Origin of the sequence: Pseudomonas sp. TH31 (assembly GCF_016650815.1) — a bacterium.
Lineage (GTDB): Bacteria > Pseudomonadota > Gammaproteobacteria > Pseudomonadales > Pseudomonadaceae > Aquipseudomonas.
The window spans coordinates 227,000-248,948 of record NZ_JAEKEZ010000014.1; the positions used below are offsets into that span (position 1 = coordinate 227,000).

The following is a 21,949-nucleotide window of genomic DNA, read 5'->3' on the forward strand; positions in this document are numbered from 1 at the left end:
ATGAGAGACGATCTCCGACACGATGTTCTGCAACGCCTTGAGTCCGACTACGGCCTGAAACACCGTAGCGGCACCGACTACATGCGCGGCGGCACTTGTCCGAACTGCAACCAGAAAACGCTGTTCACGCGTTTCTCAGCCCCTTGGATGGTCATCTGCGGCCGTCCTGAGAAGTGCAAGCACACGATGCCCGTCAAGGAAATCTACGATGACCTGTTCGAAGACTGGAGCAAGCGCGCACCGGTAACACACGATCAGCCGAACGCTACAGCACGGGCCTATCTGGAATTTGCGCGGGGGTTTCGTCTTGAAGTCCTCTCGGGTTGGTATACGCAGGACAGCTATTTTTCCCCTGAATTAGGCATCGGCAGTGCCACGGTCCGGTTCCCCCTGGAGAAAGGTGGTTACTGGGAACGGTTGATTGATAAACCACATCGTTTCGGCAAGAAGAAAGCACGCTTCAAATCCGGCGAAAGCTACAAAGGCGTGTGGTGGTGCCCTCCATGCGTTGACCTGCTCGAGGTCAAAGAGCTTTGGATCACTGAGGGGATCTTTGACGCAATTGCACTCATCCATAACGACGTTGCGGCAGTGGCCGCGATGTCATCCAACGCCTTCCCCGAGGCATCGCTGAAGAAGCTTGTGGAGTTGCGCGGCAGCAAACTGCCAACACTCGTTTGGGCGCCAGACAATGAACCAGAGGCTTGTGAATACGCCCGACGCTGGGTACGCCAGGCCCGTGAGATGGGTTTCACCTGCCGGGCTGCCCTCATTCCACAGCCTGGTCGCAAAGTTGACTGGAACGATCTGCACCAACGCTGGCAGTTCGAGGACGACGAACAGAAGCGCAACCACCGCCGCAAGCGCGACTTTGAAGCTGCCCGGCACCAGGGCGACCTGCTGCTGGCGGAATCTGCAAAGGAAAAGGCACTGCTTATCTATGGCTGGGAAGAAGAGGGATCAGAGTTCCACTTTGACTTCTTCAACCGTCTGTACTGGGCGAAGTTCGATCTACACAAACTCGACGAAGAGCAGCGCGAGCTGCTGAACAGCGACGATCACGAAGACCAACTGCTTACCGAGAAAGGGGCAAGGCGCAAGGCACTGGAAACGGCCTGTTCGCTCAAACTGTTGGCGAATTGCAACTTCACCACTTTGTATAAACAGGTAAACGAGGCCACAGGTGAGGCCTGGTACTACGTGCGCATCAGTCCCCCTAATGACGCGCCCAGCGAAAAGATCACGTTCACCCTGAAGCAGTTCGCATCCAGCAGCGAGTTCAAGGCTCGACTGCTCTACTCGAGCGCCACTTGGCTTGGCGCTCAGAAACACCTGGATCAAATCTCGATGAAGCAAATCGAGGGGATCAAAACGGTCGAAACAATCGATTTCGTGGGCTACAGCAAGGAACACGGCGCCTACATTTTCAACGATATCGCGTGCCACAAAGGGACGGTCTACAAGGCCAACGCAGACGACTACTTCGAGTTCGGCAAACGCCGCGTGAAGTGCCTGGTCAAGAACGTAAAGATCAACCCAAAGGCTAGCAATGACGGCTATCGCGACGATTGGTTGGCAAAGCTGTGGCTGTGCTACCGCGAAAAGGGATTGATTGCACTGACATTTTGGTTCGGCTCCCTGTTTGCAGAACAGATCCGTGCGCAGTACGAAAGCTTTCCGTTCCTGGAAGCGACCGGTGAACCGGACGCCGGTAAAACCACGCTGATCATGTTCCTGTGGAAGCTCTTCGGTCGGCACTACGAGGGCTTCGACCCTACCAAAGGCACCCCGTCTGGGCGTAGCCGCTCGATGGGCCAGGTTGCTGGTATGCCGGTTGTATTGATCGAGGGCGATAGGAACAGCGACGGGGCGAACTCAAAATCCTTCGACATGAATGAACTCAAAGACTTTTTCGGTGGTGGCCTGCTGGGCACCCGAGGCGTGAAAAACAATACCAACGAGACATACGAACCTGAGTTCCGCGCAACGATTGCTATCGCCCAGAACGCCACGGTCACCGGTAATGAAGCAGTTATGAGCCGGATCGTAAAGCTGTTCTTCCTCAAGCCAAAAATCACGCAGGAAAGCAGTGCAGCTGCGGACGCACTCAGCCAGATGGAAATAGACGAAGTCAGCAATTTTCTTGTTCAAGCGATCAGCCAAGAGCCACAGGTAATGGCTCGGTTTGCCGAAACCTATCCAAAGCATCGCGAGCATCTGCGCTCGTTACGCACGCTTGGCTCGGCTCGAATCATCAAGAACCACAGCATGATGCTCGCCCTCGTTGATTGCCTCGCCCTGGTGTTGCGCCTGGACGACACCATGATCACCGGTGCACGTAAAGAACTCATCGAAATGGCTCATGAACGGCAGGCCGCCATCGTCTCCGACCCGCCGGAAGTGGTCGAGTTCTGGCAGGTCTACGAGTATTTGGAATCGCTCAGCAGCGAGCCTCTGGTTAATCACAGCAAGAAGCCCGACGTCATCGCAATCAACCTCAACGGCTTCGCCAAAGTCGCAGCCGAGCATCGTCAGAAGCTCGCAGACATCGGCACGTTGCGTCATCTGCTGCGCGACTGCCGCTCCCACAAGTTGATTGACGTCAACCGCACCACGTCCAGCGCTATCAACAGCATTCAACGCAAGAACATGCCTCTCAGCCCAGCCCCTGAATCGGTGAGCTGCTGGCAGTTCAAGGCCTGACCACCACGGAGAGAAAACATGCACGTTCAAGTCATCACCGGCGATGGTTCTATCAGAGATTCATTTCTTCTCAAACGCGTAAGTGGCCAGCTGGATTGGCTCGGGGTGACGATAAAAACTGTCTACGCGGAAGCATACGGCGGTGCTGCACTGGTCGAGATTCTGCATGTTTGTGCAGCCCATAAACGGGAACTTCTAGTGCTGGGCTGCACCGGGGAGCAGATCCGCTCGGTACTGGAATGGCAGTCAGCAACTTACGAAATGATTGAGCTTGAGGATCTGGTGATTCACCTGGTCAAGCGAATGGATTCAACAGCACACCCGGTCGGCCCCGATCGGAAATGAAGGTGGTGCCGAGGAGTTACAGCTCCCCGGCACCGACCACCACTGAGGGCAACACCATGCAAGCACAGCGCCACAGCGGCAGCGAATTGAAGGCTAACACACCGCCCAACGATGACACCCGGTCGGCGCGGCACCTGATGGCCATTCGGATCGTCGGCACCGCGTTGTTCGATTACCAGGTGCGGAAAACGGACGATGCGCGGATTCGTCTCGAATGCCTAACCAGCTTTGCAAAAGAACTTGGCGACATCAGTGCACACGAAGTCGCCGTAGTTGCTCAGTTGCTGGCCGGCCGAGGATCGTCAGGGGTAGCTATATGAGTATCCGTGAACGTCCAGCCATGGCCAGCAAACGGCTGGACCTGCCGAGCATCTGCGATATCTGCGGTACAGCTAGATCCACCCGCAAACACAAGAAATGCAGCCGTATCCGCCAGCACCGCAAAACTGACGAATGGGCCGCAGTGATGGCCGAAAAGGCTGCAATCAAGACAGCAAAGGAACGCCGCTATGTATAACTGCCGATCTCCAGTCAGGTTTTTAGTCCGCCTTCCCGGCGGGCTGCGCGTACAGCCAGAATCTGAAGCCTGGGTTTCTACTACGCTTGTACCTGAATCCGCCTCTAAACTCGGCTTCCATCAGGTGCGGAAATCGTCAGATTTGGGGGCCGTGCCGTGACCTTGGCCACATCAGGAATTTTGACTTTCCAAGACCTGCAGCACATTACTGGCTATCAACGCAGGTCAGATGTTGAACGATCTCTGATCGACCAGGGCGTGCGGTTGTTTCGTGGCCGTACTGGCCCATGGACAACCTTGGATTTGATTAATCATGCCGGCGGGGTCACTTCGGCCAGCGCTGAAAGGTACGACTCAGACATACTATGAGACGAGCGAGGAAGCGTAAGCACAACCCCCACATCCCTGCCCATGTCGATCAGGCCGCCCTTCCGGCGGCCATTTATTTCGATCATCGCGGCAGTGGGGTCTGGTACACCCTTCATTATGACGAGACGGGAAAGCAGCGCCGCAAGAACGTAGCCCCTGCAGACGTATCGTTGGCAGAACTTCACCGGATCATGGACGAGGCGTCCAACATCGACAGGGGAACGCTTCGCTACGTTTGTGATCAGTTCCACCTGAGCGACCGTTACAAAAAGCTCGCTCCGAAGACCCATGACGATTACTGCTATTCCCGGGATGTTCTGCTGAACATCCCCACAAAATTGAGCAAGCCTCTGGGCGAGCTGGCGGTGAAGAAATTCACCGCCGCCCTAGTGCAACGCATTGTCGATCGGCTCGCAGACGAGGGCACGCCCTCGAAAGCTGCTCACGCCCTGAGATACCTGCGCCGCGTTCTGCAGTGGGGACGCAATCGTGGATTCCTGGAAGTGAACCCAGCCCTGGGTATTGAAGCGCCGATTGAGCGAAAGCAACGCCGGTTGCCAAGGCAAACCGTAATGGACGTCCTGATCGATCGTGCAACAGCGCGCGGACGCCTGGCACGCAATGAGCCAGGAGGTTGCCCCGAGTACTTGGTCAGTGTGATGGAGCTGGCCTATCTGTGCCGACTGCGTGGTATCGAGGTCGTGACCCTTACAGATGCTAACGAGTTGGAAGTGGGGATACTGACCAATCGACGAAAGGGAAGTCGAGACAACATAGTGCGATGGACGCCGCGACTACGTGCGGTGTGGGATTGCGCGAAGGCTCTCCGCGCCAGAACTTGGGAACGCCGGAAAACGCCGGTCCCGATCGCAGCGTCCAAGCGATTCATCATCGTGGCCAACCACGGTGGTCCACTTCGCAAGACGAGCCTTGATACGGCCTGGCAGCGATTTATCACTCTGGCCATCTCAGACGGGAACATTGATCCAGGCGACCGCTTCGCACTGCATGACTTGAAGCGGCGCGGCATTACTGACACGACAGGCACCAGAGCAGATAAACAGGAAGCGAGTGGCCACCGTGACGCGAAAATGATGGACGTCTATGATCACAGCGTTCCGATCGTGTTTCCGTCAGCCAATTGATTGCGATCGTCACCGAAATGACACAAAAGCCCTGTACTGTATACCCATACAGTAGTAAAATGCCTTGCTCCCCGAAAAAGCTTGTGTTACGACGAGGGGTATAAAACTTACAGCTAATGCATATATACTCTCGCGCCGCTCGAAACGAGGCGTTTGAGAGCGAGGCAAAGGAGGCTAAGAGATGATTATTTCCACGCAAAAAGCAGTTGAGTTCGCAAAGCATGCGCTCCAGCTCGCCTGGGATGGCAATCTCCCTGTCAAGCCAGATGTGATCGCGCAAGGACTCGTGATCTTTAAAAAAGATCCAGCGACAGGGGATTCTCAAAATATCCCTATTAAAGTGCGGGCGCTTAATTCACAGACGTTGAATGCGAGTGGGCAAGCTTCACTGGAAAACACTCCAGGCGGATATGTTTTCTATTGTGACTATAATTCTGAAGAAATCAGCTATCGGAATAGGTTCACCATTGCCCACGAACTGGGGCACGTCCTGCTGGGACACGTGAACGAGGGGAATCCGAGAGAGCGTGATACTACTTTCGGAAACTCTAATCCAGTGGAGCGGGCGGCTAACATTTTTGCTGCAGAGTTGGTCATGCCCGAGATGAAAGTCCAAGAATTATTTAATGGCGCAAGCTCGGTGCAACAGCTCTCTGAAGTTTTCGGCGTGTCCAACGCAGCCATGTCGTACAGACTTCAAAACTTAGGTTTACTTAGATGACTGATAGCGATATGGAATTTGGTGCAACTGACCTGGGAGGGCCGAAAAACGCCTCTCCCAGCCAGGCCACCACCCCTGACGCTAGTCTGACTAATGAGATAATCAGAAGAAAAGTATTCAGCCGATGGTTCGCTGTATGTGCCCTTGCAGTAATGATGACTGCTGCCGTTGGATGCCTAGTATTTTCGCTCTACGTGGGCTGTCATTACCTCTATTCAATCGATAAAGACGCAGAAAGAAAGCACAAAGTTGAAGACGCAGCCCTGACTGAAAGTCATGTGCCTGACGTGACGACTCCACCTACAAATGGCAAGTCTGACAAAAATAAAACGTCAGGAAAGGCCGCAGCCACGACCGCTAAAACAGCGACTGTCGTAGCTGCTGAAAACCCTTATCTGAGGTTCTTCGCACCTTTGATTCCTGCATCGTTCTCTTCAGCTCTGGCGATAATCCTGTTTATCACTATCGCCCGTTTTGTAACCAATTTTGAACGAATGGGCGGTGAAGGAAAGGAACGCGAGCAAACAGAGGACTACGGCGCGATTGCTACTCTTGTTCAGGAAATTGGAAAGCTTATTCAAAGCTTACGAGGCAAGGAATAGCTGCCACGTTGCTACAAACTCAAAAGCCGCTCGATGCGGCTTTTTTGTGTCCATTTTTTGAGCTGAGCTTTCATCCCTAGGTTCGCCTTCTTATGCTCCTACTTCTATCAAGACACGCGTAACAACTACTTTGACCGCTTGACGAACCGGGGCCTGCGAAAAGGTCGCACGTAACAAGAAATCACGTAACTGATTGATTTTAATGTTTAAAGCACCTTCCTTGTAATCAGTAGGTATGCGTCCGGCCAACACACCTTCCTGACCCCGACGCCAAAGGCGATGGTGTCCACCTGATTTAAGTGGACACCATTTCTAGCCTTTTAAGCGGGTCTTTCATGCAGCCACAACGCCGTTCCTACTCCAAATCCTTCAAGGCCCAGGTCATTCAAGAGTGCTCCCAGCCCGGGGCCTCGATTGCCAGCGTTGCGCTGAGCCACAGCCTCAACGCGAACCTCGTCCATAAATGGATTCGAGTGCAAACGCAGAAAGCCATGGCGCTGCAACCTGCTTTCATTCCGCTGCCCTTGCAGTTAGCCGGAGCAAATTCGCAAGCCGCGTCATCGACTATCTGCCTCGAAATCCCACACCCGCGCGGCACCGTGAAAGTGAACTGGCCGACCGAAAGCGCCGCTGCCTGCGCCACCTTTCTGCGAGACCTGTTGCGATGATCCGCATCGACTCCATCTGGCTCGCCACCGAGCCGATGGACATGCGCGCCGGCACCGAAACCGCGCTGGCGCGGGTGGTTGCAGTGTTCGGTGCGGCGCAGCCGCACTGTGCTTATCTGTTTGCCAATCGCCGCGCCACGCGCATCAAGGTGCTGGTGCACGACGGGTTGGGTATCTGGCTGGTAGCGCGCCGCCTGCATCAAGGCAAGTTCTTCTGGCCGGGTTCTCGACACGGCTCTCAGATAGAATTGGGTGCCGAACAGCTACATGCCCTGGTGCTGGGTTTGCCTTGGCAAAGAGTCGGGCCTGGCAGCGCGATTTCCATCGTATAACACCTGCCATGGCCACCCAGGCCGTGCAATTGTCCGATGAGCCTATCGTCGGTTTTAGCCTGCTCTGGCAAAATCGGCGGCATGACTTCACTGCCCAATCTCGACCAACTAAACCCTGAACAACTGCGTGCTCTGGCGGCGCAGTTGATGCAGCGTGTCGAGAGTCTCGATCAGAAAATCGAGACAATGGGTAAGAAGATCCACCGCGACCAAACGGTTATCGAAAAGCTGACCCACGAGATTGCGCAACTCAAGCGCTTCAAGTTTGCCAAGCGCAGCGAGCAACTGAGCCCGGATCAAGCCAGCCTGCTCGATGACCTGATCGACACCGACATTGCGGCCATCGAGGCTGAACTTGAAGCGCTGAAACTTGCTCCCGCTTCGACCGAGGTTCGGCAAAAACCTAAACGCACCGCCTTGCCGCCGCAGTTTCCGCGCACTCTGATCCACCACGAACCCGACAACAGCCATTGCCAGTGCGGCTGCGCTCTCAAGCGTATCGGCGAGGATGTCAGCGAGAAACTCGACTACACGCCGGGCGTGTTCACCGTTGAGCGGCACATCCGTGGCAAGTGGGTCTGCGATCAGTGCGAAACCCTGATCCAGGCACCGGTTCCGGCGCAGGTCATCGACAAAGGCATCCCGACCGCGGGGCTGCTGGCCCACGTCATGATCGCGAAGTTCGCCGACCATCTACCGCTCTATCGCCAGGAATCGATTTTTGGTCGAGCCGGTTTGGCTATCGCGCGTTCGACCCTGGCGCAATGGGTCGGCAACTGTGGCGTGCAGTTACAGCCGCTGGTCGATGCCCTGCGTAATACTGTCCTCGAACATGGCGTAATCCACGCCGATGAAACGCCGGTGCAGATGCTCACGCCGGGTGCGAAGAAAACCCATCGAGCCTATGTCTGGGCCTACGCCACCAGCCAGTTCTCGGAATTGGCGGCGGTGGTTTACGACTTCAGCCCTAGCCGCGCCGGAGAACACGCCCGCAACTTCCTGCAAGACTGGAAGGGCAAGCTGGTCTGCGATGATTTTGGCGGCTACAAGGCCAGCTTTGAACTCGGCGTGACCGAGATCGGCTGCATGGCTCATGCGCGGCGCAAGTTCTTCGAGCTGCACGCCACCAACAAGAGCCAGCTTGCCGAGCAGGCCTTGAGGTACATCCAGCGGCTGTACGAAATAGAGCATGAAGTCCGCGACCTGGAACCGGATTTACGCCGCCGAATACGGCAAGAAAAAGCCGTACCGGTGATGGACGCTTTGCATGCCTGGATGATCGCCCAGCGCCAGCTCGTGCACGACGGCTCGGCTATTAGCAAGGCTCTGGATTACAGCCTCAAACGTTGGACGGCGCTGTCGCGCTATCTCGATGACGGTGCCGTACCCATTGACAATAATTGGGCCGAGAACCAGATTCGGCCATGGGCGTTAGGTCGCAAAAATTGGCTGTTCGCTGGGTCACTGCGCAGTGGCAAACGTGCAGCCGCGATCATGAGCTTGATCCAATCGGCACGGCTCAACGGACATGATCCGTATGCTTATTTGAAGGACGTCCTCACGCGCCTGCCGACGCAGCGGGCGAGTGCGATTGCCGAACTGCTGCCGCATAGATGGCAACCGGTTTAGTTGCGCAAGACGGTATGCCCGGCCGCACTTTCATCCGAAACCTCCTGCACTTTATTCAGCGCATCGAGCATCTGTTCTGCACCCGCCTGGCCAATCAATGGAATCAATATGCGGATAGCTGCCCCGTTTCGATTTCCATCAGCCAGGCCAACGAGTCTGTGCCACCACCTTTGCTTCTGAGCGCAAGGTAGAGATTTCCCGGCGCTCCTGGTGACCTTGACGGGGTAGCGAAGCCCTTCGCTAACAACGGGGAAGAGGTCGATAGCCTTTTGCAAACTTGAGGCGGCATCCTCCGCCCGTTGTCGAAGGTTCGCCGTATGTAGTGGTCAATCAGGTGCAGCAACGTGTCGCCTCTCGTGATGATCGACACACGAAACTGTTCCGCAAAATTCTCGGACAACTCAGCTATTTTCGGAGGGAACCGAGCAGGCTTCCCTCCGTCAACATCCTTCTTGGCAGTTTGGGTGCTTTGGGTGCGCGCTCTGCCCCGACCGGCACCATCACCGATCCATATAAACCCAGGAACGCCCCGCACCACACTCACCCAACCCTTATAAGCACCCACTGAGCACTCAGCGAGCCCTAATCCGCACCTAAAAAACACCGTCTATTTCTCGACGACTTTCAACTGAAAGCACCGTAGACGCACCTACGCCACACCATCTCAACCCGGACGCCACCCCTAACGCCCCGACACAACCCAGATCAGCACTCATATCGCACCGAGGGCGATATTGTCGTGGCGCACATGGACCCAATTCAGGTTCATTCACGCCTGCACTGGTCAAACCAGCATGGGGCTCCGGTTGCCTGGTCACGCAAGGGGGCCAAGCCAAAGCTAAAACATGGCCAATTGAATTCCGGCAAACCGATGGAGGGTGGCTGAAAACACTCTCGAATCAGTGCCAAATTTGGGGGACAGAAATCAGTTAAAACACCGTCTAATGTAATTATACGAACTGACCCATGTGTTACCTCTGTTTTCCTGCTCTCCCAGGGTGCAAGACGGGATGCCCGGACGCATACATCAGTAGGTCCCGGGTTCGACTCCTGGTGCCGGCACCATACAAAACAAAGCCCTCGTAGAAATACGAGGGCTTTGTTGTTTCTGGGGTGTCCACATTACGTCCACGCCTTAAAAACCTCCGGGCAACGATGGGCGCGCTGATCATCCGTTGTACACTGGCCGCTCGAATAAGGATTTTCGGGAATCAGTACGTTGGCATCCAACACTCAGGCAACAACCCTCGCAATTTTGGATTATTGGCATAAAGTCGAGTTTTTTATCCCTTACGGCCTGGATCAATTCCTGGACGATCTTGACGAGTGGCAAACCAAAACACTTCTTCGCAGCACGCTTGAGCAATCACTCGGCGCAGAGTGGCTGGGCATCGATGTAAATGAAGAAAAGGAAGTGGTTGGCTACAACCTGTTCCTCGGCATTTTCGATAAGTCGGCCATCAGCCAAGTCTGCGAACGTGTTTTGCCCAAGTCCGACACAGCCTCCAATAGCGCAAGCGCTTTTGAGGAAGAGGCGCGGACAGACCTTGAGGGCCTGACGTGCTTTGCCAAGCTGCCGCTGGACAAAGCGGGGCATCCCATCATTGACTCAATCTCCATTTCCACCGCCCCGTGGGCGTTAGGGCAGACGCTGACGGGTGGCCTCCATTCCCTGAGCTATGACGCTTTCGATGGAGCCCGGCAAAATCTGCTTGTGCTGCTGCGCAACTTCATGAGTCAACGAGGACCATTCGCGGGTCATGGGTTAGATGCAACGGAAGTGCTGACGCTTCAATCATTACTATGCGAATGGGCCAGTTTCAGTCCACCGACAGCTCAACCGATTGCGGTGCTCACCGCGAAGATCAAAACACGCAAATCTGCCAAACCTGTAGAAAAAGCCGCACCGCAGACACCACCGGCAGAGGACGACGACGAGGAAGAAGAGGTGCTAGAGGAGTTGGATATCCTCAACAGCTTCTATATCCGAGATATCGAGCGTGCAATTCAGGGCGTACGCAGTGGCAACGTTCCTCTAGCACTTGAGCAATACCTGATTCCCCTGGCGACTGAAAAACGCATCGATCTGTATTCAGACAAGGGCTGTGCGGCGCTTTTACAGGCACTGCGCCCGCGCTTTCTCAACCGGGACACTGGTTGGCCGCCCCTGACCAATCCATGAGCCTGATGCAGCAGTTTGCCCTCAACCAGATACGCGAAGATCTCAAGGATGGCGGTTTGTTCGCGGTCAACGGTCCACCGGGAACGGGCAAGACCACACTGTTGCGGGATTTGTTTGCCGATAACATCGTTCAACGAACGCGAGTACTGGCTGGCTTGGCCAAAGCCGATGACGCCTTTGTCAAAGAAACATCCAAAGTGCGTTTTAAAGGCGATTCGGGCTCAGTCAATTTGAGGCCGCTGATCGACGCATTGACCGGGTTCGAAATGGTTGTTACGTCAACCAATAATGCCGCCGTCGAGAACATCTCCGTCGACCTGGTGAAACGAAAGGCGTTGAACAAACCTTGGCAGTCCGCCGCCTACTTGCAGCCCGTGGCTCACAACATTGCGGTACAGGAAGGCAAGCGCGTCGCGACTTCTCCTGTGGGCGACCAGATGCCATGGGGGCTTATAAGCTGTGCGCTGGGTAACGCCCGAAATCGTAGCCGCTTCAATGAACGCTTCAGCATGTTCACACTTGAAACCCAGAACAACGAGAAGGCATTGCGTATCTGGGATTGGCTCAAAGAGCCGAATGCGCTGACCTTCATTCAGGCCCGTGAGGCGTTTAAAAAGGTCGATCAAGCCGTGCGCGAGGCGCTGGTTGAGCGCGAAAGGCTCGCCGAGCTGCTGGACATATTCAGCCAGGGAACCGAGGTTGATTTTCTCGCCGCCGCTGCTGTCCTGGCGGAACAGGCAAACAGTCGGGTCAGCGGCCTCACGGCATTGAAAGTCACTCATTGCAAAGACCAACAGTCGGCAAAACATACCCTGGAACAGTTGACCGAAGAGCAACACCTTATTGACCGCACTGCACCGGGTTGGTGGGCACGGTTGTGGAGGACTCGCGAAGCAAAGGCTTACGCTGAACGTCGCAAGAGCAACGCGCAAAGTCAGCTGGATGCTCACGAAAAACTCAAGGGTTTGAACTCAGTAGCAACGGCGCTCGCGGAGGATTTGCACGCAGCGACAGAAAGCGCCCGGACCTGTGAACAGCAGCTAAATGGCCGGCAGGCTGAATGGCAAGGCTGGGTTAAGGAACGTGACAACCTTCAGGCCAAGCTGGGCAAGCCACGCCTACCGATCAACCCAATGGAGCTGATGAGCGATGAACAGTTCCAGATAAAAGGTCTCTGGCACGACGAAAAACTGGATCTTCTGCGCTCAGAGCTCTTCGCCAGCGCACTGACTCTGCAACAAGCCTGGGTGCACGAAACGGCGCAGAAGGGTGGCGCGCTTTCCAGTAACCTCGTCGCTATATCCAAACTGCTTTCCAACAAAACGCCTGAAGACCCAAGCCATGCCCTGCAAATCTGGCAAAACCTTTTCATGGTCGTGCCCGTGGTTTCCAGCACCTTCGCGTCCTTCGCCAATCAGTTCCGTGGTGTAGGCCCCGGTTCGTTGGGTTGGGTCTTTATCGATGAAGCCGGACAGGCGGTTCCTCAAGCCGCAGTCGGTGCACTCTGGCGTGCGCGACGATGTGTCGTGGTCGGCGATCCGTTGCAAATCGAACCCGTCTTTACACTCCCTACCCCCCTGATCAATGCGCTGGGCCAGCTCAACCCAGTCACCGCAGACGGCGCATACGCGCCTCATACCGTCTCCGTGCAACGTCTGGCCGACCAGGCCAATCGTTTTGGTGCCTACGCGCCATTCATGGATGAAATGTTGTGGGTGGGTAGCCCCTTACGCGTGCACCGTCGCTGCCACGACCCGATGTTCACCTTGGCCAATCGCATCGCCTACGATAATAAAATGGTCTTTGGCCTGTCTGATCGAAGCCCTGCGGCCCCCCTTTGATTGACCTGCCAAGTGGCTGGGTAGATATCCGCGGAGCCGTTGAGCACAAACAAGCGGTGCCCGAGCAGATTGAATTCATGATCAAAGTGATCGATCACCTTTTTCATCGCGACGAGGTTTTGCCAGCGCTTTACGTGATTTCGCCCTTCAAGGCTATTCGTCTCGCATTGCGTGCACACATCATGAACCACGCCTGGAAACACCCAGCGCCTGACCGCCAAGACCTTAAACGCTGGGCTAAACGCAGCATTGGCACCGTACACACGTTCCAGGGCAAAGAAGAAAAAACGGTATTCATGGTGCTGGGCGCGGACCCCGAAAACGATGGCGGGGCGAAGTGGGCATCCTCCAAACCCAACCTGCTGAACGTGGCACTGACCCGTGCCCAACACCATGTTTACCTGGTAGGCGATATCGAACTCTGGGGGAAGCTGCCTTACTTCGAAAAAGCTGCGATGGGTGAGTCAGCCATGCCTTGTTGGAAGAGACAGGATTTTGGAGTCATCACGCAAAAGGCCGAGGCCTGATTTAAAGCGTATGGATGGTTACCAACTACCCGCTGTGAAGTCTCAAACAACAAAGCCCTGATCGAACGATCAGGGCTTTGTTAGTTATGCATTTTGGAAACGTCTTAGTGTCCGGCGCTCTGCCCACCATCAACGTGCAAAATCTCGCCGGTAACAAAGTTTGCAGTGTCCAGATAGACAATCGCTTGAGTAATGTCGTGAACTTCACCCATATGCCCAACCGGATGCAGTGCGCCCAGGGCCGTGTGAGTTTCTTCACTGTGCATCGGCGTCTTGATAATCCCAGGGCTCACCGCATTCACCCGAATCCCACGCTTGGCGTACTCAATGGCCAACGACTTGGTCGCCGCATTCAAGCCACCCTTGGTCAACGAAGCCAATACCGACGGCACGCCACCAATCGCATGGTCCACCAGGCTGGTGGTGATGTTGACCACATGACCGCTGCCCTGCTTTTCCATCTCGGTAATCGCAAGTTGGGTGATGTAGAAGAAGCCATTCAGGTTCACCGACAACACGGCGGCGTAGTCTTCCTGGGTGTAGGCGGTGAACGGTTTGGCGACGAAGATCCCGGCGTTGTTGACCATGTCCTTCAGGGAAGATCTCTTCCTCGAACTCTTTATCGCGATGTTTGTTTTTTCCAACTGAGTGCTGAGCACCACGTACAGCGGTTTGATCCCCGAGCCAGGAGGGAAGACAAGGATGAAGTTCTTGAATTCGGGCAGATATGGCGCGCGCGAGCAATACGGTTTCGTCCCGTAGCAAAAGCAGCCATTGCGGCAGAGCATCACTTACCCTGGCAGCTCTCTCTGTGTCTTCGTGGCTCATAACCTCGGCACCAACCGTTGAAAAATACTTTATAGATACACAGCATATTGAAGGCCGCCCCCCATGCACTCGCTCCAACGAAATGCGACTCGTCGATGCCGGTGGCAGGGGTCAGAAATAAACAAAGGCGCCATAGCCGCCTTCAATGTGTTTATTTCTATAATTCACTAATCTACTAATCAGACGGCCAGCTCTCGCAACGCCGCTGTGGCCAAAAAGCCGGAGCGTGATGCGTAGCGGTGATCTTTTTTGACCTTCTCGTCTATACGCAACAGTAGATTTTCAGGCAGAGAGGCGTTGAATCGAACTGACTTTCCAAGATAAGGAGTCAGATCGAAATCGACCACTGCCCACACACCGCCTTCGTAATCTGGATTGCCTAAATGGACGTCTACCTCTTTACCCTGGGGTAAAGCGGCACCATCAGCGACCATTCCTTCTAGATGCAACGCCAGTGCTTCGTTTACATTTTCAAGCGCTTGCGAAAAGGTGCTGCCGGAAGAAAAGCATCCAGGCACGTCGGGCACGGTCACCCCGTAATCAGAATCAGCGTCTTTGTGTAGTACGACTGGAAATTTCATTGGTCATTCTCTCCATTGCGGACGTGCTATACGCCCGGTCTATCGTGGAGCTCCAGCAAGATCCCGTAAGGACCATCACTGTTATTTCTACGCCGTCCCAGTGAAGGCCTTGCGATAAGCCTTAGCCGGTACGTGGCCTCATTTGAGGCCCGCGGATTTCAAAATGCTGTGTAGCGTTCCTTTTGCGATTTCCGACTTGGGGTGTGGAACCGTCACCCGACCCGGCTTTGTTGGATGCTTGAACTGGTGATGACTGCCTTTGACCGCAACCTCCTCCCATCCATCCGCCAACATCAGATCAATCACCTCTCTACTCCGCATCCTGCCCCCCCTTGCTCCTAGTTGTGTAAGGTACACACGGCCTCAGGTGTGCACAAGTTATTTATACACACGATACACAACGAAGAGCAAGGAGGATGGTGGCGTGCCTTTGCCAGGAAAAATCTCCGCTTCATGTAGCCCGCTCGGTAACGTGTCGCTATTTCTCAGTTTTTTGCGACACATCCTGAGGACGTTTCGCTGACGATGGCCTATGCGCTTTCCACCGCTTCTCACTGTTTAAGTGCTTGATCTGCGCGGGAGGAAGGGCTCGGCCAGCCTTCATCTCACGCACGGACGCCAGCAAATCCTGCTGAAACTGATTCTGTTCTTCATCCATTCCTGATGCTCCTTGAGCAAATCGACAAAGCGGTCGGCAGACAGTCCAGATTATCAAAATTATGGCTGGCCAATAATTATTGGCCAGCCATAAAAACCACTAAAACGTTCACCCTATGCCACCACCTTGCCACGATTGCGCGTTCTCCCCCCTCAAGCTACCTTCATGCCGTCGCTGCCAATTCAGCGACCGGGCCTGAGAACTCGAATTCGATGCATGGACCCATCGGAGTTCTTATTATGAGTGCCCGCAATATATTCAACATTTGCACTATTCATTTCCACCCCCGCCCAAAAACCGGAGGTGCCCAATGACCATCCCCCAAGACCTGAAAACCATTGGCCTCACCCCCTTCTCCTACCACGCCAATCAACCGCTGTTCCGCATCAACGCCGGTGTCCCGGTGGTCAAAGCCCTCTCCCATGCCTCCGACCTGCTCCACATCGCCAAACTGCTCGCCTACGACGCGGCCATGGTTCGCGACACCGACCGGCATGCCTGGGCGTCGTATTATTTACAGGATATGAGTAAGGCGATCATCGATGACGTGGTGAAGGTGCTCGATGCGCCGGGGAATAATCGCCGTAGTAACGTCGCCACATAACTCACGCTGCACGTATGAAAAAGCCCCGAATCAATCGGGGCTTTTTGCGTAGGCTGAGCGGGCCAAGTCGGTCATCTACCGACTGGCTGAGTAGGGTGATATCGATCACTCACGCTACTGTCTATCGGCTCCTCCTCCCGTACAGACTGAGCCAGCGCTTCGGTAATGGCAGACCAAATTTCCGGCCTGGTCAGCACCGGCATTTCCTTTGCCAATACGTTGGTCAGCTTGCCCTCATTCTGCTCCATCGATCGCAACAGCCGATCAGCCTGATGGTCCGGCATTTCAACGACCTCCATGATCGCCTGCCGGGCCTTTATGTGGCTGCGTAAATACCGCGACTCTTCTCGCATCTGTTCGGTGATGGTGCGACGAATGATGTTGGACATGAACACCACGTGGGGTCCCAGGTTTGGGTAGCGCCACACCGGGCGGGCCTGATCGTGGCCGGTGAATTCAATGTTTGAGACCACGCCGTCAGGATATTGCGTGCGGGTACTGGCGAACGTTACCTGGTCACGAATGCCCTGCATGAGCGGTTTTGAAACCTGGTCCAGCACGCTGTCATACAGGCGTCTCTCGGCAGAGTCGTCGGTGATCACCGCTGAAATCGGCAGAATCACCGTGTCTGGAATGGCCCCATCGCGACGCAAAATATCGTTGATCAGGAAGCGATGCACCCGGCCGTTGCCATCGGCCAGCGGATGGATATAGACAAAAGCGAACGCGGTGACAGCGCTGCGCATGACCGGGGACTGGCCCTTGGTGCGATTCAGAAAGACGCGAAGGCCTTCCAGCATCCGTTCCAGGTCGCTCTCGGGAGGCGCGACGTAATGGACAATTTCCTGATAGCGCACCGTCTCGCCAACAAATACCGGGGACTGACGAATCCCCAGGCGCGTGAGCGTTGTCACGGCGCCCAGGATTTCGTTTTGCATCTGCGCCAGTGCTGCGTCGGTGAGCGGCAGTTCACCCTGGCCGGTGCGTCGCGCCATGACATCGGCGAAACGCTGGATACGAGTGGAGCGATCCGCCTCCCCTTCGATTGCGAAGCTGGCTTTGCTTTCCCTGAGTGTCATCCATGCTGCCGCTCGGAGCAGAAGCGCTTCGCCAAACTCTGCAGTCAATTGACCAAAGAGCTGAGGCACATCGAGGTTGGCAGCCGACTTGACGGCCTCTGTCTTGACGATGGTTGGGCAGAAGTAGCGGGTGCCTGGCAGGTTGTCATTGACTCGCCAACGCGGGACTTTTACCGCCTCTTCAGGTGAGGCGGCCACCATCAAATCGGCGTTGATGGCGTCTATGTACTTACCGCCGATGGGCTCTGGCGCCTGCAGTTGCTCGCCAGTCAGCCACTCAAACAGGAAAGCCGCCCGGCGTACATATTGACCACTGGGCTCGGCGTTCAACCAATCCTGTACGGGTGCAGGGCCGACCTTGGTGAACAGTCGGGCCAGGAACTCAAGGCTGGGAACTTCATGCCGCAGGTGAAATTGCAGATGGGATGAGAGGTGCGAATCGGGGCGCATATTTTCCGTGTAGGTCTCAAGACGAAACCCATCCTCGACCTGAGTCGACCGTCGACTACCGATCTGACTTAACACCGGCAACCGTGCCATCGGCAGGACTGCAAATGTTGTCGCTAACCAGGCAGCACCGACGGGGTCTGCGGGAAAATCGCTCACGGTCACGCTCCTGTACACGCTTCGCCAAATCAAAAATGCCTATAACTGGAGAGTAACGCTCAAAATTAAGTTTTCCTGCATAAAAATGACTATTTTTTGATTGAAATGCATAAAAACGAACATTTATAGCGATTACAAAAGCATTTGCACCTTTAGAGATCAAGTTCTCTACATTTACGCCACATGCATAAAAATGAGTTTATGTGCTCAAAAACGAACATAAAACAGGACTTTTGCATAAAACCGTACAGAAATCGGTCAGCCATTCTGAATGGCCTAACTATTTTTACCCTTCCCTCTCACACCTCACTCACCTCAAACACAAACGAAATCCTCCGACTGCTCGCACTCCACACATACCGAATATGTTTCCCCTGCTTCGGAATGGACACGGCGGGCGGGCGAAACGCGGCAACACATTCATGCCCAGGCAACCGAACGCTGTTGTAGAGCAGCCCCCAGGACAAGGTTTCGCGCAGTTGTCGGGCGAAGGTTTGGGCCGGGCCGTACGCCGTCGTATCCGGATCATGCAGGTGCGGATAGTGCTGGCGAATGTCATGCAGCGGTTTGACGACTTTGTTGAGGTAGGTACGCATGGTCAACTCAAGGTCCGGCTCGTTGGTGGCCGCGAGGAAACGTTCCTGGTGGTAACTCGTTTCGGCAATGGCGGCAGCCTGGCTGCTGGCGGCGTAATAGACGCCGAAGGTGCCGTCGGTAAAGCGGCTGGTTTTGCCGATATGGGTAAAGGCGGCCATGACGGGCGTGGAGCCGGGCCCGGAGATTCGGTCTTCGGGGCGCACGCGAGAAAGCACGCCGGCCTCTTCCATCAATCGGTCATTGGTCAGCGCCTCGAGGGCGTAGGCGGTCGGCAAATCTTCGGGGGCGAGCACGTCTTCGAACAATGCGATCGGCGGGAAGCTGCTGTTGACGATCCGATAGGCCCGCGGCCACTGCGGATCGGCCAGCTCCGGCGCCATCAACCGCGCACGCCGTCGAGGTAGCGGCGCACGTCGGCGATGTCCACCACCCGCCCGACCAGCATGTAATCCAAGGCCGTCTGGCCATTGAACGGCGCGGCGGTGTTCGGGCTACTGACCCATTTGTAAGCACGTTCTCGGCTGTTGCTGAAGATGATGCTCAGCGCCTTGTGGATGCCCATCAGGTAGGAAATGCGCTCCAGGGTGTCGTGGGGCAAACGCACGTTGGGCGGTAGGTGTTTGTACTTGTAGAACGTGGTGTTGCCGACTTTGCCCAGCAAGGTGCGTTGCTGCTCGGCGCTGCAGCCCCAGCGCTCCATGAGGTTGAAAAAGAACTTGAGCGCGACCCGGCCGGCTTCGGGGGCGTCGAGTTGTTGCTGTGGGCTGAGTGCTGGGGATGAGGCAGGCATGCGGATGGCCTCCTTTTAAATAGCGTAAGTCCAGCCTAGTACAGATACGGATAGATAGGTGAATTTAATCCGTAAGCGAACACTGGTCCCTTGCTTCGCCGAATCTAAAAATCCGCACGCCCTTCGCATTTTTTTGATCCCAATCACCCTCAAGTCATCAAAAACCCCGATCCTGTGTAAGCCTCCAGCCATCGGCTGCGGAATCAATTCGCTACTAAAGCCGCGACAACTATGCTCAGGTGCAGGAATATAGCCGGCATAGGCGCCGGATAGGCCGCAAGGTACACAACAATTGCCAGCCCACTTTAGAGGGCATTACCCCATGGATAGCAGAACCTTACGCAACCTCATGCGCATCGTGCAGACCGGCTCGTTGTCGGCGGCGGCAGAGCATTCCTGTTTGACGGTGCAGGCGTTGGCCGCGCAGTTGAACAAGGTCGAAGAGCAGTTTGGTTTTCGCCTGTTTCGACGTTCCAACAAGGGCCTGACCCTGACCGCGCAGGGCACGGAGCTCACGCCCTATATAGACAAGGTCCTGGTCGCCACGCGGCAAATGGAAGAGAAAGTCACTGCATTGAAGGTGCCCGGTCAGCGCACGCTGAAGGTGGCGCTGAATACCACGCTGTCGGAGGATTTCAATCGGCGAATGATCGGACGCCTGTTTGAGGTGTTTCCTGATCATCAGCTGGAATTCAGCTACGCCGAGTCGATGGAAAACCTCAGTAAGCTGAAGAATGAAGATTTCGACCTGGCCGTGCTGATCGGCCCGCAAAAGCCCGGTTTGCCGAGCATTGTGCTGCCCGATGTCCACGTTCAGGTGGTGGGGGCTCATTGCGGCCAGGAGAATGATCCGTTGGTGTTGCTGGGCGATAAGCTTCAGGTGCGTCCGGCGGACGATTGTCCGTATTCCCACAGCTTTTTGCGCTTTCTCGACGCCGGTCTCGGTAATTACGAAACCGGTCAACGGACGATTTACTCCTGCAGCGAGACCCTGACCCTGTCGCTGATCACGCAAATGGACGGCCTCGGCATGGTGTCTCGCGAGGCGGCCCAGCGTAACGGCTTGAGCATTTTCCCGGGTTTCGAGGATTTCCTCGAAGTGCGGCTGGCGGTCAATAACCCCGACTTGTCGGGTCAGACCTTGAGCGATATCGTCGATTTACGCCTACATGAACGAACCGAGCGCAATGTACGCAGCCGTCCCAACCGCCACACTGAGAAAGAGGTTTTTGCTGAAATACGCACATAACAACGTCGGAATCGCGGCATAGAATTCCGGGCGATCGAGCTGCACATGCTGGTCCTTGATCAACAAGGGCGTGAGGCTGATCGCAGCGACGATCGCCACTGGCAGGTATTCCAGCGCCCGGGCGACGAAGGGTGGCCAGTGGTCGGTGTTCACTTGCAGCGGCAATGCGCGCGGCAGGAAGGTCACGGCCATCATCAGCACGACGACCAGGATCAGGAACGTTTGGTCAGGCATACACCCACCCCGCAGCCGACGAATGTGGCGATAAACACGTTGAACGGCGAGCTGCCGACCAGGCTCAGGGCGCCCATGCAGGCAACCGCGGCCAGGGCCGCGATCAGCTTGTTGCGGGTGTTGCACAGCGACACCAGCACGTAGAGCATCATCGAGGTCAGGGCGTAGTCGAGTTGATATTTGATCAGGTGCGCGGCGTACTGTGCGCAGATCGCCCCGAGCAAACCGCCGAGCACCCACGAGGTGTGGCAAAACAGGTTGAAGCCGATCAGGTAACGCACATTGACCGGCGCGCCGCTGCCCAGTTTCACACTGTGGAAGGCGAACGATTCATCGGTCAGCCCGCCGGCATAACACCAGCGCTCGAAACGACTGAGCCCCAACGCCCGCAATGCCTTGGCCATGTAGACCGACATCAGCATGTGCCGCGCGTTGATCAAAAACGTGGTGAGGATAATCGTGGTCAGCGAAGCGCCGCTGGAGATCAGCGCCAACGCGGCAAACTGCGAAGCGCCGGCATACACGAACAGGCACATCGCGACCGGCAACCACACGGGCAACCCGGCGTTGACGGCCATCAAGCCAAACACGAACGCCACCGTGAAGTAACCGGCCACTACCGGGCTGGCTTCGGCAAAGGTGCGCGAAGGTTGTGGCTCGACCATCAGCGGCTGGCTGCTGGACGTCTCATTCATAGGTCCCTCTCAAAGGTCGTTTCGCCACGTGGCTCGCAAAAACCCTGGGCAGTCCAAAAGCGTTTGCCGGCAAGGTTAGCATCGTCGACGAACAGGAACATCCGCAGCACACCGACCCGCTTCATGTCCGCCGAGGCCGCTTCCACCAGGCGTTGACCCACGCCCTGGGCGCGATATTGCGGGCTCACCGCCAAATGGTTGATGGTGCCACGGCTGCCGAGCATACCGCCCAGCACCGCGCCGACCACTTCGCCACTGAGGTCGAGCGCCAGGTACGCGGTGGTGGTCTTCTGCACCAACACGCCGCGCAGGCATTTGGCATCCTGCCACTCGCAGAACGACACTTCGTCGAACTGCCGAAAGAAGCGCTCCAGGCGCACGGCATCCTTTGCATTGGCCCGCCACATCATCACTGATGCACAGGCGCTGTCCATGGGGTCGAGCTGT

General features: G+C 55.8%; 26 protein-coding genes and 1 pseudogene. 16 read left to right on the forward strand and 11 right to left on the reverse strand.

Annotation, left to right across the window (positions count from 1 at the left end; translation table 11 throughout):
• From JFV26_RS11430 to JFV26_RS11490, 14 genes are all read left to right on the forward strand, one after another.
• Complete coding sequence (locus tag JFV26_RS11430) at window positions 1-2,703, forward strand: toprim domain-containing protein (protein WP_201192318.1); 2,703 nt, start codon at window positions 1-3, stop codon at window positions 2,701-2,703.
• An 18-nt stretch (window positions 2,704-2,721) separates the two neighbouring features.
• Window positions 2,722-3,048, forward strand: coding sequence for a hypothetical protein (locus JFV26_RS11435; RefSeq protein ID WP_201192320.1), 327 nt, complete (start codon window positions 2,722-2,724; stop codon window positions 3,046-3,048).
• Window positions 3,045-3,368, forward strand: a complete 324-nt coding sequence (locus tag JFV26_RS11440) for a hypothetical protein (protein WP_342215444.1) — start codon at window positions 3,045-3,047, stop codon at window positions 3,366-3,368. Before JFV26_RS11435 ends, JFV26_RS11440 begins: the two co-directional genes overlap by 4 nt.
• On the forward strand, window positions 3,365-3,565 hold the full coding sequence (locus JFV26_RS11445) for a hypothetical protein (RefSeq protein ID WP_201192322.1): 201 nt from the start codon (window positions 3,365-3,367) through the stop codon (window positions 3,563-3,565). Before JFV26_RS11440 ends, JFV26_RS11445 begins: the two co-directional genes overlap by 4 nt.
• 156 nt (window positions 3,566-3,721) lie before the next feature.
• Window positions 3,722-3,934, forward strand: a complete 213-nt coding sequence (locus JFV26_RS33440; RefSeq protein ID WP_342215445.1) for a DUF4224 domain-containing protein — start codon at window positions 3,722-3,724, stop codon at window positions 3,932-3,934.
• Complete coding sequence (locus tag JFV26_RS11450; RefSeq protein WP_201192324.1) at window positions 3,931-5,079, forward strand: site-specific integrase; 1,149 nt, start codon at window positions 3,931-3,933, stop codon at window positions 5,077-5,079. Before JFV26_RS33440 ends, JFV26_RS11450 begins: the two co-directional genes overlap by 4 nt.
• A 181-nt stretch (window positions 5,080-5,260) precedes the next feature.
• Window positions 5,261-5,800: an ImmA/IrrE family metallo-endopeptidase gene (locus JFV26_RS11455; RefSeq protein WP_201192326.1), complete on the forward strand. Its 540-nt coding sequence runs from the start codon at window positions 5,261-5,263 to the stop codon at window positions 5,798-5,800.
• Complete coding sequence (locus tag JFV26_RS11460; RefSeq protein WP_201192328.1) at window positions 5,797-6,402, forward strand: hypothetical protein; 606 nt, start codon at window positions 5,797-5,799, stop codon at window positions 6,400-6,402. Before JFV26_RS11455 ends, JFV26_RS11460 begins: the two co-directional genes overlap by 4 nt.
• 335 nt (window positions 6,403-6,737) lie before the next feature.
• Window positions 6,738-7,070 (forward strand): IS66-like element accessory protein TnpA, encoded by a 333-nt coding sequence (gene tnpA / locus JFV26_RS11465; RefSeq protein WP_207203826.1) that lies wholly within the window; start codon window positions 6,738-6,740, stop codon window positions 7,068-7,070.
• Window positions 7,067-7,402, forward strand: a complete 336-nt coding sequence (gene tnpB / locus JFV26_RS11470; RefSeq protein WP_201189253.1) for an IS66 family insertion sequence element accessory protein TnpB — start codon at window positions 7,067-7,069, stop codon at window positions 7,400-7,402. Before tnpA ends, tnpB begins: the two co-directional genes overlap by 4 nt.
• Before the next feature lie 81 nt (window positions 7,403-7,483).
• Window positions 7,484-9,031, forward strand: a complete 1,548-nt coding sequence (gene tnpC, locus JFV26_RS11475; protein ID WP_201189251.1) for an IS66 family transposase — start codon at window positions 7,484-7,486, stop codon at window positions 9,029-9,031.
• Between the two features lie 1,219 nt (window positions 9,032-10,250).
• On the forward strand, window positions 10,251-11,213 hold the full coding sequence (locus tag JFV26_RS11480; RefSeq protein WP_201192330.1) for a hypothetical protein: 963 nt from the start codon (window positions 10,251-10,253) through the stop codon (window positions 11,211-11,213).
• The gene (locus JFV26_RS11485; RefSeq protein ID WP_201192332.1) at window positions 11,210-13,054 is read left to right on the forward strand and encodes an AAA domain-containing protein; all 1,845 of its coding nucleotides are present in this window, start codon (window positions 11,210-11,212) and stop codon (window positions 13,052-13,054) included. The genes JFV26_RS11480 and JFV26_RS11485 overlap by 4 nt, the downstream gene beginning before the upstream one ends.
• Window positions 13,051-13,581 carry an AAA domain-containing protein gene (locus tag JFV26_RS11490; RefSeq protein WP_201192334.1) on the forward strand — a complete coding sequence of 177 codons (531 nt, stop codon included), beginning with the start codon at window positions 13,051-13,053 and terminating at the stop codon, window positions 13,579-13,581. The genes JFV26_RS11485 and JFV26_RS11490 overlap by 4 nt, the downstream gene beginning before the upstream one ends.
• Window positions 13,582-13,685: 104 nt before the next feature.
• Here JFV26_RS11490 and JFV26_RS11495 read toward each other — a convergent pair whose 3' ends face one another.
• The 5 genes and pseudogenes from JFV26_RS11495 to JFV26_RS11510 all read right to left on the reverse strand — a co-directional run bounded on the left by JFV26_RS11495 (window position 13,686) and on the right by JFV26_RS11510 (window position 15,648).
• A complete protein-coding gene (locus tag JFV26_RS11495; protein WP_446739919.1) occupies window positions 13,686-14,243 on the reverse strand; it encodes an SDR family NAD(P)-dependent oxidoreductase in 558 nt (185 codons plus the stop codon).
• Between the two features lie 3 nt (window positions 14,244-14,246).
• Window positions 14,247-14,369 (reverse strand): annotated as a pseudogene (locus JFV26_RS34825) (hypothetical protein); the annotation flags it as partial.
• 219 nt (window positions 14,370-14,588) lie between these two features.
• Window positions 14,589-14,990, reverse strand: a complete 402-nt coding sequence (locus JFV26_RS11500; protein ID WP_201192337.1) for a type II toxin-antitoxin system HicB family antitoxin — start codon at window positions 14,988-14,990, stop codon at window positions 14,589-14,591.
• Between the two features lie 138 nt (window positions 14,991-15,128).
• Window positions 15,129-15,311: a type II toxin-antitoxin system HicA family toxin gene (locus tag JFV26_RS11505; RefSeq protein WP_150747378.1), complete on the reverse strand. Its 183-nt coding sequence runs from the start codon at window positions 15,309-15,311 to the stop codon at window positions 15,129-15,131.
• A 157-nt stretch (window positions 15,312-15,468) separates the two neighbouring features.
• On the reverse strand, window positions 15,469-15,648 hold the full coding sequence (locus JFV26_RS11510; RefSeq protein WP_201192339.1) for a hypothetical protein: 180 nt from the start codon (window positions 15,646-15,648) through the stop codon (window positions 15,469-15,471).
• A 310-nt stretch (window positions 15,649-15,958) separates the two neighbouring features.
• Here JFV26_RS11510 and JFV26_RS11515 point away from each other — a divergent pair, with 310 nt between their 5' ends.
• On the forward strand, window positions 15,959-16,252 hold the full coding sequence (locus tag JFV26_RS11515; RefSeq protein WP_201192341.1) for a DUF3077 domain-containing protein: 294 nt from the start codon (window positions 15,959-15,961) through the stop codon (window positions 16,250-16,252).
• A gap of 71 nt (window positions 16,253-16,323) precedes the next feature.
• Here the strand turns inward: JFV26_RS11515 and JFV26_RS11520 are convergent, their stop codons facing one another.
• The 3 genes from JFV26_RS11520 to JFV26_RS11530 all read right to left on the reverse strand — a co-directional run bounded on the left by JFV26_RS11520 (window position 16,324) and on the right by JFV26_RS11530 (window position 19,324).
• Window positions 16,324-17,937 (reverse strand): Fic family protein, encoded by a 1,614-nt coding sequence (locus JFV26_RS11520; protein WP_201192343.1) that lies wholly within the window; start codon window positions 17,935-17,937, stop codon window positions 16,324-16,326.
• A 299-nt stretch (window positions 17,938-18,236) separates the two neighbouring features.
• On the reverse strand, window positions 18,237-18,914 hold the full coding sequence (locus tag JFV26_RS11525; protein WP_201192344.1) for an RES family NAD+ phosphorylase: 678 nt from the start codon (window positions 18,912-18,914) through the stop codon (window positions 18,237-18,239).
• Window positions 18,914-19,324, reverse strand: coding sequence for an MbcA/ParS/Xre antitoxin family protein (locus JFV26_RS11530; RefSeq protein ID WP_201192346.1), 411 nt, complete (start codon window positions 19,322-19,324; stop codon window positions 18,914-18,916). Before JFV26_RS11530 ends, JFV26_RS11525 begins: the two co-directional genes overlap by 1 nt.
• A gap of 322 nt (window positions 19,325-19,646) precedes the next feature.
• Here JFV26_RS11530 and JFV26_RS11535 point away from each other — a divergent pair, with 322 nt between their 5' ends.
• The gene (locus JFV26_RS11535; protein ID WP_201192348.1) at window positions 19,647-20,573 is read left to right on the forward strand and encodes a LysR family transcriptional regulator; all 927 of its coding nucleotides are present in this window, start codon (window positions 19,647-19,649) and stop codon (window positions 20,571-20,573) included.
• Here JFV26_RS11535 and JFV26_RS11540 read toward each other — a convergent pair.
• Genes JFV26_RS11540 through JFV26_RS11550 form a run of 3 tightly spaced genes read right to left on the reverse strand, consistent with a single transcriptional unit; the run spans window position 20,490 to window position 21,936 of the window.
• Window positions 20,490-20,807, reverse strand: coding sequence for an AzlD domain-containing protein (locus tag JFV26_RS11540; protein ID WP_010464672.1), 318 nt, complete (start codon window positions 20,805-20,807; stop codon window positions 20,490-20,492). The genes JFV26_RS11535 and JFV26_RS11540 overlap by 84 nt on opposite strands.
• A complete protein-coding gene (locus JFV26_RS11545; RefSeq protein WP_201192350.1) occupies window positions 20,786-21,502 on the reverse strand; it encodes an AzlC family ABC transporter permease in 717 nt (238 codons plus the stop codon). The genes JFV26_RS11540 and JFV26_RS11545 overlap by 22 nt, the downstream gene beginning before the upstream one ends.
• Window positions 21,499-21,936, reverse strand: coding sequence for a GNAT family N-acetyltransferase (locus JFV26_RS11550; RefSeq protein ID WP_201192629.1), 438 nt, complete (start codon window positions 21,934-21,936; stop codon window positions 21,499-21,501). Before JFV26_RS11550 ends, JFV26_RS11545 begins: the two co-directional genes overlap by 4 nt.
• Window positions 21,937-21,949: the final 13 nt, after the last annotated feature.